The following is a 14,548-nucleotide window of genomic DNA, read 5'->3' on the forward strand; positions in this document are numbered from 1 at the left end:
TGCGGTGTATTTTTTTGTGAACGGATCAAGGAATCAAAAGTCGTAAGAGGCTGGAAAATTAAACAAATAAAATTATAAGTAGCTCCGAGTTCTACTTTCTCTAAAAATAGAAAAACCGAACATAAACGAATTTTATTTAGTTAATTAACTATATAGTTCGGTTTTTACTAAGAAAATTACCTTTTCACTATTGACTTAATACGATATAAATAGTTAAATTAATCCTAATTATTAAAATATTTAGCGAGTGGAGGCGGATTTTCTGTTCAGTGCATATTACGAGGAAATTAAGAAACTTGGAGAATCTATTTATGAAAATCCTGAATTAGGCTACAAGGAGAAACACACGAAACAGGCAGTCATTGATTATCTGAGAAACTGTAATTCAGAATGTACTATTCAAGAATTCAGCACAACTGGTCTACGAACAACTCTTGGAGAAGGAAAGCCTATACATATTGCCTTTTTGGCTGAATTGGATGCCGTCTATGCACCATCGCATTTCCGGTCAGATCCAGAAACCGGAGCTGCTCATAACTGTGGACATTACACGCAGGTGGCCATTGCGCTGGCCCTTTATCGACAGTTGGTCGAATCAAAAGCATATGAACAATTCGATTATACAATCAGTTTTATTTTCGTTCCTGCAGAGGAATATTTAGATCTTGCTTTTCGTGATGAGCTGATGCATAAGGGAGTAATCTCACATTATGGCGGAAAGCCGGAAGCAATGAAGCTCGGTGTTTTCGATGATATCGACTTAAGTGTTTGTGTCCATGCAATGGGTGGGGAATTTGCGAAACGTACCATCGAAATTGATTGTGATTTGGCGGGCTTCCTATACAAGCGCTACACCTTTAAAGGCAAGTCGACACATGCGGGGTTCGATCCATTTTCTTCGGTTAATGCCTACAACATGTCTACGTTGTTTCACACGGCAATCAGTCTTGGTCGGCAGCAGCTGGACGAAAAGGAAAAAGTCCGACTAAACCCAATTGTGATGGAATCAGATATGTCCACAAATGTCATACCAAATCACATAAAAGTAGGAACTGATTTACGAACATTATCAACGCCATATATGCAAACTGTCGCTAAACGATTGGATGCTGCGGCACAAGGCAGTGCGATGGCGCTTCAGGGTGAAGTAGAGATTGATACGCAAATGGGTTATTTACCGTTTCAGCAGGATCGCTATTTATCGACGTTTGTGAAAGCGGCTTATGAAGAAGAGGAGCAAATCGAAGATATTTTGGAGGATAACAGCATCAGTGCAGCAGGCGACATTGGAGATTTGTCGTATATGATGCCGTGTATCCAAATTGGCTACAGTGGATTTACAGGCACAATCCATGGTGATGACTTCATCGATGTTGATCCGGAATATATCTATGATATATTTCCGAAATTCCTGCTCCAAGTGCTAGGCAAGCTGAATGGAAATATTGATAGAAGCAAGCTGTATAAAAGGTCTTACGATGAATATATGCAGGTAATTCAATCTATTTTAGAACAAAAGGAGGAGCATGGAATTGAAGCGTAATTATGTAATTTTACTTGTCTTCGCACTTATTGTTATTACCGCAGCAGAAATGATTGGGACACAATCTCTATCTTTCGGGGCATTCTCAGTTTCGCTGCTGCCGCTCGCTTTTGCTATTTTAATTACGATGATTCTTGGCTTGCCAATTGCTCGGAAGGGTTTCATGAAAAAAATATATAGCAAGGTGAATGTGCAATTCTCCAGTAAGTATCTTATTTTTATCATGCTGCCACTAATGGCAAGGTACGGTGCAGATGTTGCGCCGCAGTTAAAGGAAATCCTTAATGTCGGGTGGGTATTCATTGCCCAGGAACTCGGAAACCTCGGAACTGTGTTATTGGGCTTGCCAGTAGCACTGCTTATCGGATTGCGTCGAGAAGCGATAGGAGCTACGCTCGGTCTAGGCCGAGAAGGGGAGCTCGCATACATATCTGAGAAGTATACACTTGAATCAAAAGAAGGGCAGGGAGTTCTGTCCCTTTATATTATTGGTACACTTTTCGGTACCATTTTCTTCAGTTTGATTGCACCAATCATGCTTGATGTCGGTTTCCGTGTAGAAGCATTGGCAATGGCATCAGGGGTTGGCTCCGCAAGTATGATGACCGCTTCATCTGCTACATTAATCGAGCGAGTCCCTGAAATGGAAAGCACCATCCTTGGCTATGCCGCAGCCAGTCAGCTGCTCACAAGCTTCCTCGGGACTTTCACAATGGTGTTCCTGGCCGTTCCGTTGCAGCGTTTCTTGTACAACAAACTGACAAAAACGAAAAAACAACCGGAGGTGCCAGCAGATGTCCGTGCAGCTGAATAAATATTTTAAATATGGACTAGTCATCCTGCTTAGTACAGCTCTGATTCTATTTACGCAGCAAATCAAGCTGTTGAAGGATCCGGCATCGACTCCAGTCGAATGGATGACAATCATGGGATTATTGACTTTATGGCTCTTCTCGATGATTGGTGTGCTGCTGTCTGATTTAATGAAGAAAACACCTATAAAGATTCTGCAGGAATTTCCGATGCTCGGCTGGGTAGCTGTAACATCTCTAATATTATGTATGTCATTTGACTTTTTCGTAACAGCTATTGGCTATGTAGATTTTCTTGCTATTACAACACCTATCCTTACCTTCGCAGGAATCTCGGTAGTCGACCGATTAGTAGATTTGCGCAAAACTTCCTGGAAAGTTGGTATTGTAGCAGTGTTTGTCTTTACTGGCACATATGTCGGCAGTGCGTTATTGTCTGAATTAGGACTAATTTTAGCTGGCAAATAAGCTGGAGGGTATCCTCCAGCTTTTTTTATTTTACTTACAGAAATTGGTTTTGGGTTTCTCTTTAGCGGTTATGGTAAATAAAAAAGGAAAGGGCTGGGAAGATGAAGAGGGAATTGACATCTGCAGAGTTGCTTCTGGCTTTCGTCACGTCCAATCTTTGTGCAGGTATCACGAGCTTGATGATTACCTTCGGCTCCGAAACCATTCAGGCAGCTGGTCTGAAGGAATGGGTCTTCTTAGGGATTGATATCGGAATTCGTACGCTTATTGTATTCGCTGCTTATAAGCTTCTTTCATTAACCATCATTAAACTATTTGGTCAGAAAATCAGACCTGAAGCTAGAAATCAGTTCCGTATTTTCGGTATGTTTGAATAGTAGATAAGTCTTCCTATAAGAATATATAGGCTGTCGATATATTTTTCGATAGCCTATTAATTGTTTCCATAGCCCTTATTTAAGAACGAAATGAGTAGAATTCACCAGCTTCTTTCACTTTCCAAATATTGTTTGTGTTGATAGAATATTCTATATAAATTGATATTCTTTCATGGAAGAAGTGGTTTTCATTTTTACATATCGAAATGATGTCAGGAAAATCCTCATTCCTTATTTGAAGAAACTCACTCCGCAGCAATGGGAGGCTAATACTTACCATAATACTATTTCCTGGGTAATCGAACATATGGCTCAGACTGAGGATTATTGGGTATTTCAAATCGGATTGGGTGAAGAAAGCAGAATAATTGAAGAAAATCAGAATCCTTTAGAACAGTATCTTAGAATCAGAGAGAAAACTGATGAGGTATTACATTCTTTAGAAGCAAAAGATTTAAATAGGTTAGTAGTTGTTCCGGACTTCTCGGACGGATGGAAGCCTCCGTCTGAGCCGACAATGCGTTGGCTGTTCCATCATGTCTATTCTCACGAAGTCTACCATGCTGGTCATATTGGAGTTATTGCCAGGTTGAATGGTTTCGATGGACCATTGTTCTGATAGTACAAAAAATATGTGGTGGTGACTGATATGTTACATACAGAATTGTTCGTACATAAGCTAGCTGCATCTATTATTTTCTATCGCTGTCTAATTGGAAAAGGCTGTGCCGATTATGACGAGAAAAGAGCAGTCTTTAAGGATGAAGGTGGCGGAGCACTTTTGCTGACTGATGAAGCTGTGCTGAGTAAGAATCACTACTTTAATGCTATGGCTGAATCCAGGAAAGGCAAGGGCGTAGAACTTATTCTCCCTGTAAACGACGTGGAAATGGTATTTAACAAGATACATCGTATTTATCCTGAATGTATTGAGTCTGAAATTACCGCTCAGCCACGGGGGAAAATTGATTTTCGTGTTGTGGATCCTGATGGGTATTATGTGCGGGTGACAACGTAGTTTTATAAGAATGAATCACATTTAGTTCATCAATCCACTGAATGGAGAAATGATATGGAACTCATTCGCTTTCAAGAACAACACGTAAGCTTAATTGATGCTTATATGTTATCAGAAGAACAGCTTCGTTTTACTGCACAACCATCTAAAAGTATCCCCTTATGCAAGGCGGAACCGAATCGTCATGCTGTCCTAGGGATAGACAATGATCGCCTTGTAGTATATTTCGCTTTGCATGAACAAGAAGGTGTACAGCCATATTCCGAAAATCCCAGAGCAATACTGTTACGCACTTTATCCACGGAATATCATGAACTCGGAAAAGGTTACGGAAAGGCTGCGTTGCAGCAGCTTCCAGAATTTGTTCAACATCAATTTCCGCACATAGATGAGATTGTACTTGCAGTGAATGTAGCGAACGAGTTTGCTCGTGAGCTTTATGCGAAGTATGGTTATCAAGATACTGGGCGTCGGGTTACGGGTTCGAAAGGTATGCTTATTGTGATGAGCTATCCATTAAAGGTCTTGACTTAGAAGTTTCAAAATAAAAAACCTCCCGGCAGGAGGTTTTTCTTTTGTATTATTTCTTTTCCAAAGCAACTGCCAATCCAAGTGAAACGAGTGTAGTGCCTGTAATCTTATCAAATATCCATTCAACAGATGGTTTTTTAAACCATGAACCAATGTACGTAAGGAAGAACACATAAATAAGAAACCAAGATAATACAACCAACGTAAACAAGCCAGCTAAAATAATGGATTGTAGTGCAACATTCCCATTTAGATCAATAAATTGAGGTAAAAGACTAATGTAAAAAATAAGTGCTTTAGGGTTTAGCAGTGTACTAGCCATGCCTTGAAAGTAACTATTCTGCAGGTTACCAGTACTCTTTGGAATATTTGCCGAAATAGAAGCAGTGTCTTGGTCTTGTGGTTGCTTCTTTTTAGCAATTAAAGCTTTAATACCTAAGTATATTAAATAAGCAGCACCAGCATATTTGATAACTTGAAAGAGCACAATCGATTTAGCGATAATCGATGTTAATCCTAAAACAGAAGCAGTTGCAAAAATAACATGAGATGTAGCTACACCATATGCAGTTGCTCTTCCGCTTTGATTATTATATTTAAGCGTATTCTTCGTAATTAATACAAAATCAGGTCCTGGTGTAACAGCAATGATTATGGCTACTGCTAGAAAAGCAAGAATATGTGATATCAAACTAAATCCTCCTTTACGTTTTTGTAGGTTATTCTAACATAGATTTTATTAGAAAGAAGTACTTACTTTTAACTCGAATAAGGATTTTACACAAACGAGTAGGTGCCTTGATCGCAAATATGTATTCATACATAGTCATATAGTAAGAAAGTAATTCTGTTTGACAAATCACGAACTAGTAACTATATTGATTACAAGTAACATAAACAATTACATGAAGATGGGGGCTATACATATGAAAATGTTAGTAACAGGCGCTACTGGAAATCTCGGAAGCAAAATTGTAAAAAAACTACTGGAAACAGTTCCTGCTGATAACATAGCGGTAAGTGTTCGTAATCCAGAAAAAGCTGAAGATTTGCGAGTGCAAGGAGTAGAGGTGCGGCAGGGTGATTTTGATCAGCCTGAATCATTGGATAAAGCATTTGCTGGAATAGATCGTCTATTACTTATTTCTGCTGATGGAGACAATGACACTCGAATTCGTCAACATACCCAAGCAGTAAAAGCAGCTGTGAAAGCTAATGTGAAATTCATTGCTTATACAAGCGTTGTAAATGCGCAGGAAAGTGAGCTGTTCCTGGCTCCTACGCACAAAGCTACAGAGCAAGCAATCATGGATACAGGAATTCCGTACGCATTCCTTCGCAATAACTGGTACTTTGAAAACGAAGCTTCAAGTATTCAAGGAGTGCTTGCAGGTGCGCCTTGGGTCACATCTGCGGGAGATGGAAAAGTAGGCTGGGCATTGCAGCAGGATTATGCAGAAGCAGCGGCAGCTGTACTGGCAGGAGAAGGGCATGAGAATAAAATTTATGAACTGTCTGGATCACTCCTTTCTCAAGCAGAATTTGCTAAAGAAGTAGGAGAAGTCCTTGGTAAAGAAGTACAAGTTCAGCAAGTAGACGATCAAACTTATGCAGGAATTATGAAAGAAGCAGGGGTACCAGAATTCATTCTTCCAATGCTCGTTGATATTCAGAAAGGAATCCGAGAGGGTGCTTTGGAAGTAGCGAGTGATGATTTCGAAAGATTACTGGGCAGACAATTGACGCCACTTCGACAAGGAATTGAACAGATAAAGCAACAAGCGTAAAAAAAGCTGGCCTCAGTGCCGGCTTTTTTTGTACATAATTTTTCCTGAATTGGCTCATCCTAATACCTGTGCAAGGGAAAGGCGGCACAAGTATGAACTTGTTTAGGAGGATGACGATGGGAATTTTGAGCGGAAACCCGCAGGATGAGCCGTTGCATTATGGCGAAGTATATGGTCTATGGACGTTCGTATTAACAGGTAATAAAATGATCGCAAATCACCAGATGCTGTTGAATCATGTTGGCGATGATGATTTGAAGAAATTGATCGGGGAAGCAATTGATGGGGCACAGGCAGAAGTTAAGCAAGTATCGGAAATATTGAAGGCAAATGGTATTGCATTGCCTCCTGCTGATCCGGAACCACCAAAAGTGGATCTCGAATCTATCCCAGTCGGAGCGCGCTTTATTGATCCGGACGTGGCAGCAACGGCGTCTGCAGCTGTGGCTGCGGGTCTTGTGAGCTGCAGTACAATGATGAGTCAGTCTATCAGAGAAGATGTTGGTATGATGTTCGGACAGTTCCATACAAATAAAGCGATGTTAGGTGCGAAATTCCTGAAGCTATTGAAGGAAAAAGGCTGGCTGATTCCGCCGCCATTGCATCAGAATAAAGAAGATTAAGATGAAAAAGCAGCCTGGATAGGCTGCTTTTTTGTTGTACCTTCCCAATAGTATCCTAAAAGATACTATGCCACTTTTAAGTGCGTACTTGTTGTAGTGTCTAAAAAAAATGATAATAGTAACAGGGGATTTAGGGGAATACGATCCTGAATGAGGAATAATGGAGGTTTTACAGAATGAACGTATTAGTTGTCAAAGCAAATAACCGCCCGGCTTCCGAGGCGATTTCTAGCAAAATGTATGAGTCTTTCATGCAGGAAATTGAAGGTGCAGAAAATCTTTCTGTTACTACTTATGATGTATTCGCAGAGGATACACCTTATTTCGGCCAAGAGTTGTTCGATGCTTTCGGTAAAGTACAAACTGGAGCAGAACTAAACGATACAGAGCAGCGTCTATTGGCTGCAAAACAAAAAGCGATGGATCTTCTTACAGCAGCTGATGTAGTTGTATTCGCGTTCCCACTATGGAACTTGACTATTCCTGCTAAATTGCAAACATTCATCGACTACGTCTATGCTGCAGGATTTGCATTCAAATATGATGCAGAAGGCAACATGATCCAATTGATGACTGACAAAAAAGCAATCTTCCTAAATGCACGCGGTGGCGTATACTCTACACCAGAAGCTGCAACAATGGATATGTCTATTAACTACATGCGTAATGTATTCGGCGGTATCTTCGGAATGGAAATCATTGAAGAAGTAATCATCGAAGGACATAATGCTTCTCCTAGCGAAGCAGCTTCTATCGTTGATGCTGGTCTTGCACAAGTGAAAGAAGCAGCAGCACGTTTGAAAAACCAAGCATAATACAAAGAAAAGATGAACTGGCGACAGTTCATCTTTTTTTATATATTTATTTAGCTTCTGCTTGATTGTGTTTTTTCGATTGCTTGTGAATCGTATGCTTAGCGCCCCATTCATGCATCGCATGCAAAATTGGTTCAAGGCTTCTACCGTATTCTGTAACACTGTATTCGACTTTCGGAGGAACTTGTGCGTATACCTTACGCTCGATAATATCTTCTTCTTCCAATTCACGAAGCTGGTTTGTCAGCATTTTCTGTGTGATACCGGGTAAACTGCGTTTCAGTTCATTAAAACGCTGTGTACCACTATTAAGCAGATGTAGAAGGATGACCGGTTTCCACTTTCCTACAAGAATACCAAGCGCATCCGTCACTTTACACATTTCCGGCTGAATTTCTACAGGTACGTCTTTCATTTTATATCCCCCATTCACAGTATCCTTTTCTATACTATACCACTTTGAAGTGCGTACTTTCCAATAAGAGTTCTTTGGAGGATAATGGTTGTACAATAAAGCTTAGGGAGACAGAACTATGGAAAAATATCGCATTGACCCAAGTAAAGGTATGGAATTTGGAATATATACATTAGGTGATCATTTGGCTGATCCGAGAACAGGCGAACGTATCTCTGCCAAGGAAAGAATCCAGCAGATGGTTCGGCTTGCTCAGCTTGCCGATCAGGCTGGCATCGATTTCTTCAGTGTTGGCGAAAGCCATCAACCTTACTTTGCATCGCAGGCTCATGCTGTTATATTGGCAGCAATTGCGCAAGCTACAGAAAAAATTAAAATCGGCAGTTCCTCGACAATTCTTAGTACATCAGATCCTGTACGAGTATATGAGAATTTCGCGACGCTCGACTTGATATCCAATGGACGCGCAGAAATCATCGCCGGCCGTGCATCACGTGTTGGACTGTTTGAATTGCTTGGATACGATCTTCATAACTATGAGGCGCTTTTCGAAGAGAAGTTCGATTTACTTCTTCAATTAAACGAGGAAGAAGTCGTTAATTGGAGCGGTGAATTCCGCAGACCTTTGCGAAATGCAGAAGTTCTGCCACGACCATTATCCGGGTCCTTGCCGATTTGGAGAGCTGTTGGAGGTACGCCTGCTAGTGCCATTAAAGCAGGCTATGCTGGTGTACCGATGACAGTGGCTATGCTTGGCGGTCCGGCAAGTGTGTTTAAACAGACAATTGATACGTACCGGGAAGCGCTGGCAGCGCGTGGATTCGATCCAACTCAGCTGCCAGTAGCAACGACAGGATTCTTCTATGCAGCAGAGACAACACAGGAAGCGCTACGTGATTATTATCCACACATCAACGAGGGTATGAAAAAAACGAATGGTCAGGGGTTCCCGAAACAGCTATTTGCACAAGGTGCCGATCACCGAAGTATCATCAATGTCGGCAGCCCGCAGCAAATCATTGAGAAAATCCTTTATCAGCATGAGCAATTTGGTCATCAGCGTTATTTAGCTCAGCTAGATTTCGGTGGTGTACCTTTTGAGAAAATGGCACAGAACATCGAGTACATCGGTACTGAAATTTTACCAGCTATCAAGAAATACACGAAGCAGGGAGGCGCTGAATAATGAAAGTGGTTGGTATATCCGGCTCGATTGTCGGATCAAAAACAAAGACAGCAATGTCACTTCTTTGGGAAGAGATGGTCAAAGCTTATCCTAATGCAGAACACGTGCTATTAGACTTGGCGGACTATCAGCTGCAATTCAGCGATGGAAGAAACTACTTGGATTACACTGGTGATACGGCATTTGTGACCGAGCAGATTATGCAAGCAGATATCCTGTTTATCGGAACACCAATCTTCCAAGCATCTATTCCAGGTACATTGAAAAATGTATTCGATCTGCTGCCGACACAGGCATTACGCGATAAAGTCGCAGCTATCGTTGTCACTGCTGGATCAGCAAAACATTTCCTAGTGGCCGAGCAGCAGCTCAAACCAATTCTTTCGTATATGAAAGCTCATCTTGTGTCGACTTTTGTATTTGCAGAAGAAAAGGATTTCCTGAACGGAAAAATTATCAATGATGATGTGCATTTCCGATTGCAGAGACTTATTGAAGATGCATTCGACTTGGCAGAAGCACAGGCTTCCATACGAATGAAAAGAGAAGCAGAATACGATTTCTAAGTAAAAAGGCTCCCTTATTGGGAGCCTTCTGTGTATTCATCGATAATTGTACCATCTTCATACACACGATAAATGCCTGCAGTTCCAGAGCCGCCACTTTCTATCATGGATTTAGACTTCAGCACCAAAGTATAGTAGATGCCTGTTCCATCCATTGTAACCTCTCCACCGGCTGTCAGATCTATCTCAAGATCTTCATTTTCTGTAATACCAAGATTATTTGAAAGTAATTCCACTGCTTCGTCTGAACTGCCAACAGCTTTAAGATCCTGGATCTGCTGAGCCATTTCATCTTCGGTAGTTTTCGTGCCTTCAGCACTTGTTTCAGCTTCACTATCCTGGTTAGTTTCCAAATCTTTTGAAGCTGCTATTTCTTCCTCATCTTCTTCTTCAGTTGTTATCGCCGGTTGTTCTTTATGCTGCATTTGATTTTCCTTAGTATGCAGTTCTGCTTCTGGGGTCGTAGCTTGGACTGTCTTTTCTGTATTAGTGCAGCCCGCAGCGAGCAACAAAAGAAAAACAAGAGATGTAATAATAAGATTGCTTTGTCGTTTCAAAAAAGTACCCCCTAATTACTTACAATGTCTAAGTTTACTGTAACATAAATGGAAGTACCATCCAATATTGTTAAGTTTAAGAGTGTTTCGGGTGAATTACTAGGATATTACAAGGAAATAACGTGAGTAAAGAATAGACGCACCGCCTGGATCACCTTTCTTAAAAGCATGTAAGATGGAGATACATTTCATTTTAAGCACCATATTGCATCATCCTTCCGTCATATACCTGTCTCACCTATATTGTAAGCGGTTTGATATCTTGTATATAGAGGCTTATTTTGTGATTATTTGGAAGAAAGTGTCGAACAAAAATAATATCTTATATGTAGACAAGAGGATCTATGCCACTGGAGGATTAATTGCGCAAACAGGGTTCCACTTAATGGCAATTACCTGGCTCGTAACAGTCTTCTTTGCTGTTAAAGCAGCAATCCAAAAGAAAATTGTCCAGCATCGGCGCTGGACAATAGTAAATTATAGTGTGACATTTGCTGCTGTGACACTACGAGTTTGGTTAGGGGGATTTATGGTTGTCTTCGGGACCACGCACTATGATGTGTATTATGCTTATACTGCTTGGCTTTCATGGGTTCCGAATATTCTTTTTATACTCGCTTATTTACAGCGCAAAAAAAGTTTTGATTATTGATGCTTCGGTCGCTTCGCTTTTTTATTAGGTATTAAATAAGATCCGATACCGAGTAAAAGTCCTCCAAAGATCGCCATACTGACTCCAATACCTGTTTCCGTAAGAGATAAGTAGATACCGCCGATAAGGATGAAGATTCCAACAAGGTGCAAGAATACGCATTTTCCCATCATGATCGCCCTCTCTCTAGCAAAGATGCTATGGGTCAAGATTACTAAATAGTTTGATAATAAGCAAATAAGTGTTTAAAGGGGCTGGCGAAGGGAAAGGAACATGTAGATAAAATTTGAAGGAGGCACTATTCGTGCAAGAAAAGTTTGATGTAGAGTTTACGTTCATTGGTGGAGAAAAATACACATTCACAGATTATCAATCTGGATCATATGTTCACGTTGTCAACGAGATAAAGGCAAGTGAAAATGGCTGGTTCGGAGTAGCAGGGGAAGTTGTTAATCTTGCGAATGTGACAAATGCAAAAGTAATCGAAAAATAAGCGGATAACAGGAGCACCTATCATTGGATAGGTGTTTTTTTGTTGGGTTTCAGTACTTTAATGTGAATTGGATAGAAGGTAAGCACATTGCTTAAAACGGAATTTTTCTGGAAAAAAATAAAGGTATGTACTATAATCTTATAAATCAGATAATTCAAACAAAGAGAGGGAGAGGGAAATGCCAGAACAAACAAAACAAGTTAATAAAGAGGAATTAGCAGCTCAGCTGCTAGAAGTCCAGGAATCAAAGCAGCCGATTAACTTTATCAGCCAACAACATCAACTTACAGTAGAACAGGCTTATGAAGTACAGGAGACTTTTGCCAAAGCAAGAGCCGAAAAAACTGGCAAGCAGAGTAATGGACATAAAATAAGTATGACGAGTCCCGCCACGCAGGCATTATTCGGCGCGAAGGAGCCGGCTTATGGGACCTTATTTAAAGATACGATACATACTGGTGATACAGAAATAGGGCTGGATTCTATGTTATCACCACTACTTGAGCCGGAGATTGTTTTTGTTTTAAAAGAGGATTTAAGTATTGGAGCAGAAGAAGATGAGATTTTGGCAAAAAGTGTTCTCTCAGCCGGTATAGAGATACCTGATTCCCGTTTCGCTGATTGGTTCCCGAAGTTCCAGCTGATGGACTTGATCTGTGATAATGGCGTGACAGGAAAAGTTGTTGTTTCTGATAAAGGCAGAGATGATTTGTCACTGGAAGAAGTGGGCCGTATCAAGCTTACATTAACACATGACGGTAAAGAAGTAGGTACGGGATTTGCCTCGGAAGTAATGGGAAATCCGGTCACTTCGGTAGCTTGGCTGACAGAGAAATTGGCCCAAAAGAACTTGTTCCTGAAAAAAGGAATGGTAATCAGCTCTGGTACCTTTTTATCACCAATTCCATTAGGGAAGGGGCTGTATGAAGCTGACTTCAGTTTACTAGGCCAGGTAAAGGTTCAAGTCAATTAATTTGTAAGAAATGTTGACAAACTATTCTGCTGCAATTATAGTTATGAATAATTCGAAATTGATCGAAATATTTTAACAAAAGCGACGAATGGGAGTAGTAGAAGGACAGGCATAGCTTTAGAGAGCTGCGGGTTGGTGAAACGCAGACTATGTCTTCCTTCGAACTCACCCTGGAGCAGCAGAACTGAAAGATTATATTCTTTAGGTTTTGACGAGTGACCTTCGTTACAAGGTGAAGAGTGGGTTTTTAAAAACCAACAAGAGTGGTACCGCGGAAATTAAGAAGCTTTCCGTCTCTTTTCCATCCTAGATGGAGACGAGACGGAAGGCTTTTTTCTTTGGAAAAATGCTGGGACATCAAGATGGGGGTAACGATTATGAAGAAAGATCAACATGGATTAAAACGAACCATGACAGCGCGCCATATTATGATGATGGCGTTGGGTGGTGCAATCGGTGCCGGCTTGTTCAAAGGCTCAAGCTCAGCTGTTGATATGGCTGGTCCATCTGTTATCATCGCATATTTAATTGGAGGCATTATTCTTTTATTCGTCATGCAAGGTCTTGCCGAAATGGCAGTACAAAATAAGGAAGCAAGAACTTTCCGTGATTTGGTACAAACTAGTATCGGCAAATTCCCGGCATTCTTCCTGGATTGGATTTACTGGAAGATGTGGGTGTTGAACATAGCAGCTGAAGCTGTTGTAGCAGCAATCTTCCTGCAATACTGGCTGCCTGATTATCCGGTATGGCTTTTGACGCTGATTGTTGCAGTGATTGTGACAGCTGTGAATCTTTTCTCGGTAAAAGCATTCGCTGAGACAGAATACTGGCTGGCATTAATCAAGATAAGTGTTATTATTCTTTTTATTCTTGCTGGTGTTGTCCTGTTGCTTGTTTCATTCGGAGATCATACAGCTCCTGGGTTCAGCAATTTAACAGCACATGGTGGATTCTTCCCGAATGGTGCCGGCGGACTAGTTTCAGCAATGCTTGTTGTTATTTATTCCTATGGAGGAACAGAAATTATTGGCGTGACGCTGGCTGAAACGAAAAATCCGGAAAAGGTCGTACCAAAGGCAGTACGCAGTACGTTGACACGTATCATCGCATTCTATCTTTTTCCGTTCTTTATTATCGTGAGTCTGATTCCGTGGAATGAAGTGAACGGTTCAGCAGTAAGTCCATTTGTACTTGTCTTCCAGCTTATCGGAATTCCGGGAGCAGACCATGTCATGAACGCAGTTATCTTACTAGCAATTATCTCTTCCATGAATTCAGGTCTTTATGGATCCTCTCGTGTGCTTTATACACAAGCACTTGACGGCAGAATTTCAAGACGGTTTGCCTGGCTGTCAAAACGGCAGGTGCCGGTAGTTGCTATACTTGTTTGTACTTCCTTCTTATATGTAGGTGTGCTTATTTCTCTATTCATAGGAAGTAAGACATTCGATTATTTGATGGGCTCGCTTGGTTACACGGTTCTGTTCATTTGGCTGATCATTGCTTTTGCTCATTTAAAATCTCGAAAAGGTCAAACAGATAAAGCGACATATCATGTCAAAGCATTTCCTGTGACGACATGGCTCGCAATCATTGCATTACTGCTTATCCTTGTAGGGGTAATCTGGACAACATCTATTATTATTACAGGAGTGACCTTAACAATATATTTGGTTATTATTGGGGCATTCTTTATTAAGAAGCGCAAAAATAGGCTATAATCCTTACC

20 protein-coding genes and 1 other annotated feature are annotated in these 14,548 nt (G+C 40.9%); of the genes, 16 read left to right on the plus strand and 4 right to left on the minus strand.

The annotated features are described in order from the left end of the window. Positions 1 to 247 precede the first annotated feature (247 nt). From GZ22_RS02560 to GZ22_RS02590, 7 genes are all read left to right on the plus strand, one after another. A complete protein-coding gene (locus GZ22_RS02560; RefSeq protein WP_245609697.1) occupies positions 248 to 1,543 on the plus strand; it encodes a M20/M25/M40 family metallo-hydrolase in 1,296 nt (431 codons plus the stop codon). Further along, complete coding sequence (locus GZ22_RS02565) at positions 1,527 to 2,357, plus strand: DUF3100 domain-containing protein (protein ID WP_051747976.1); 831 nt, start codon at positions 1,527 to 1,529, stop codon at positions 2,355 to 2,357. The genes GZ22_RS02560 and GZ22_RS02565 overlap by 17 nt, the downstream gene beginning before the upstream one ends. Next, positions 2,338 to 2,823, plus strand: a complete 486-nt coding sequence (locus GZ22_RS02570) for a hypothetical protein (protein WP_038558396.1) — start codon at positions 2,338 to 2,340, stop codon at positions 2,821 to 2,823. The genes GZ22_RS02565 and GZ22_RS02570 overlap by 20 nt, the downstream gene beginning before the upstream one ends. A 101-nt stretch (positions 2,824 to 2,924) precedes the next feature. Next, complete coding sequence (locus GZ22_RS02575) at positions 2,925 to 3,200, plus strand: hypothetical protein (protein WP_038558398.1); 276 nt, start codon at positions 2,925 to 2,927, stop codon at positions 3,198 to 3,200. 172 nt (positions 3,201 to 3,372) lie between these two features. Further along, entirely contained in the window at positions 3,373 to 3,819 is a 447-nt protein-coding gene (locus GZ22_RS02580) for a DinB family protein (protein ID WP_038558400.1), read from the plus strand. A 30-nt stretch (positions 3,820 to 3,849) separates the two neighbouring features. After that, positions 3,850 to 4,218 (plus strand): VOC family protein, encoded by a 369-nt coding sequence (locus tag GZ22_RS02585; protein WP_084160623.1) that lies wholly within the window; start codon positions 3,850 to 3,852, stop codon positions 4,216 to 4,218. Between the two features lie 54 nt (positions 4,219 to 4,272). Next, a complete protein-coding gene (locus tag GZ22_RS02590) occupies positions 4,273 to 4,752 on the plus strand; it encodes a GNAT family N-acetyltransferase (RefSeq protein ID WP_038558404.1) in 480 nt (159 codons plus the stop codon). Positions 4,753 to 4,798: 46 nt separating this feature from the next. Here GZ22_RS02590 and GZ22_RS02595 read toward each other — a convergent pair whose 3' ends face one another. Then, a complete protein-coding gene (locus GZ22_RS02595; protein ID WP_051747977.1) occupies positions 4,799 to 5,440 on the minus strand; it encodes a LysE family translocator in 642 nt (213 codons plus the stop codon). 235 nt (positions 5,441 to 5,675) lie between these two features. Between GZ22_RS02595 and GZ22_RS02600 the strand changes: the two genes are divergently transcribed. The 3 genes from GZ22_RS02600 (at position 5,676) to GZ22_RS02610 (ending at position 7,974) form a co-directional block, all read left to right on the plus strand. Beyond that, complete coding sequence (locus GZ22_RS02600) at positions 5,676 to 6,536, plus strand: SDR family oxidoreductase (protein WP_038558407.1); 861 nt, start codon at positions 5,676 to 5,678, stop codon at positions 6,534 to 6,536. 116 nt (positions 6,537 to 6,652) lie between these two features. After that, on the plus strand, positions 6,653 to 7,159 hold the full coding sequence (locus GZ22_RS02605; RefSeq protein ID WP_038558409.1) for a DUF3231 family protein: 507 nt from the start codon (positions 6,653 to 6,655) through the stop codon (positions 7,157 to 7,159). A gap of 176 nt (positions 7,160 to 7,335) precedes the next feature. Further along, complete coding sequence (locus tag GZ22_RS02610) at positions 7,336 to 7,974, plus strand: FMN-dependent NADH-azoreductase (protein ID WP_038558411.1); 639 nt, start codon at positions 7,336 to 7,338, stop codon at positions 7,972 to 7,974. A 46-nt stretch (positions 7,975 to 8,020) separates the two neighbouring features. Here GZ22_RS02610 and GZ22_RS02615 read toward each other — a convergent pair whose 3' ends face one another. Further along, positions 8,021 to 8,389: a winged helix-turn-helix transcriptional regulator gene (locus GZ22_RS02615; RefSeq protein WP_038558413.1), complete on the minus strand. Its 369-nt coding sequence runs from the start codon at positions 8,387 to 8,389 to the stop codon at positions 8,021 to 8,023. A 118-nt stretch (positions 8,390 to 8,507) separates the two neighbouring features. On the opposite strand from GZ22_RS02615, the gene GZ22_RS02620 reads away from it, so the two are divergent. Both GZ22_RS02620 and GZ22_RS02625 read left to right on the plus strand, forming a co-directional pair. Beyond that, complete coding sequence (locus GZ22_RS02620; RefSeq protein WP_038558415.1) at positions 8,508 to 9,575, plus strand: LLM class flavin-dependent oxidoreductase; 1,068 nt, start codon at positions 8,508 to 8,510, stop codon at positions 9,573 to 9,575. Continuing rightward, on the plus strand, positions 9,575 to 10,141 hold the full coding sequence (locus tag GZ22_RS02625; RefSeq protein ID WP_038558417.1) for an NADPH-dependent FMN reductase: 567 nt from the start codon (positions 9,575 to 9,577) through the stop codon (positions 10,139 to 10,141). Before GZ22_RS02620 ends, GZ22_RS02625 begins: the two co-directional genes overlap by 1 nt. Before the next feature lie 14 nt (positions 10,142 to 10,155). Here GZ22_RS02625 and GZ22_RS02630 read toward each other — a convergent pair whose 3' ends face one another. Then, a complete protein-coding gene (locus tag GZ22_RS02630; protein ID WP_038558419.1) occupies positions 10,156 to 10,698 on the minus strand; it encodes a hypothetical protein in 543 nt (180 codons plus the stop codon). Positions 10,699 to 10,981: 283 nt separating this feature from the next. Here GZ22_RS02630 and GZ22_RS02635 point away from each other — a divergent pair, with 283 nt between their 5' ends. Then, positions 10,982 to 11,350 carry a DUF2306 domain-containing protein gene (locus GZ22_RS02635; RefSeq protein ID WP_051747979.1) on the plus strand — a complete coding sequence of 123 codons (369 nt, stop codon included), beginning with the start codon at positions 10,982 to 10,984 and terminating at the stop codon, positions 11,348 to 11,350. Here the strand turns inward: GZ22_RS02635 and GZ22_RS18410 are convergent. Further along, entirely contained in the window at positions 11,344 to 11,523 is a 180-nt protein-coding gene (locus tag GZ22_RS18410) for a hypothetical protein (protein WP_123921882.1), read from the minus strand. The genes GZ22_RS02635 and GZ22_RS18410 overlap by 7 nt on opposite strands. 131 nt (positions 11,524 to 11,654) lie before the next feature. Between GZ22_RS18410 and GZ22_RS02640 the strand changes: the two genes are divergently transcribed. The 3 genes from GZ22_RS02640 to GZ22_RS02650 all read left to right on the plus strand — a co-directional run bounded on the left by GZ22_RS02640 (position 11,655) and on the right by GZ22_RS02650 (position 14,540). Continuing rightward, entirely contained in the window at positions 11,655 to 11,843 is a 189-nt protein-coding gene (locus tag GZ22_RS02640; RefSeq protein ID WP_038558421.1) for a hypothetical protein, read from the plus strand. A 178-nt stretch (positions 11,844 to 12,021) separates the two neighbouring features. Beyond that, positions 12,022 to 12,816: a 2-keto-4-pentenoate hydratase gene (locus GZ22_RS02645; protein ID WP_038558423.1), complete on the plus strand. Its 795-nt coding sequence runs from the start codon at positions 12,022 to 12,024 to the stop codon at positions 12,814 to 12,816. Positions 12,817 to 12,891: 75 nt separating this feature from the next. After that, positions 12,892 to 13,117, plus strand: a binding site (T-box leader). Between the two features lie 76 nt (positions 13,118 to 13,193). Beyond that, positions 13,194 to 14,540: an amino acid permease gene (locus GZ22_RS02650; RefSeq protein WP_038558424.1), complete on the plus strand. Its 1,347-nt coding sequence runs from the start codon at positions 13,194 to 13,196 to the stop codon at positions 14,538 to 14,540. Positions 14,541 to 14,548 lie beyond the last annotated feature (8 nt).

This window comes from Terribacillus saccharophilus (genome assembly GCF_000725365.1).
Classification (GTDB): Bacteria; Bacillota; Bacilli; order Bacillales; family Amphibacillaceae; genus Terribacillus; species Terribacillus saccharophilus.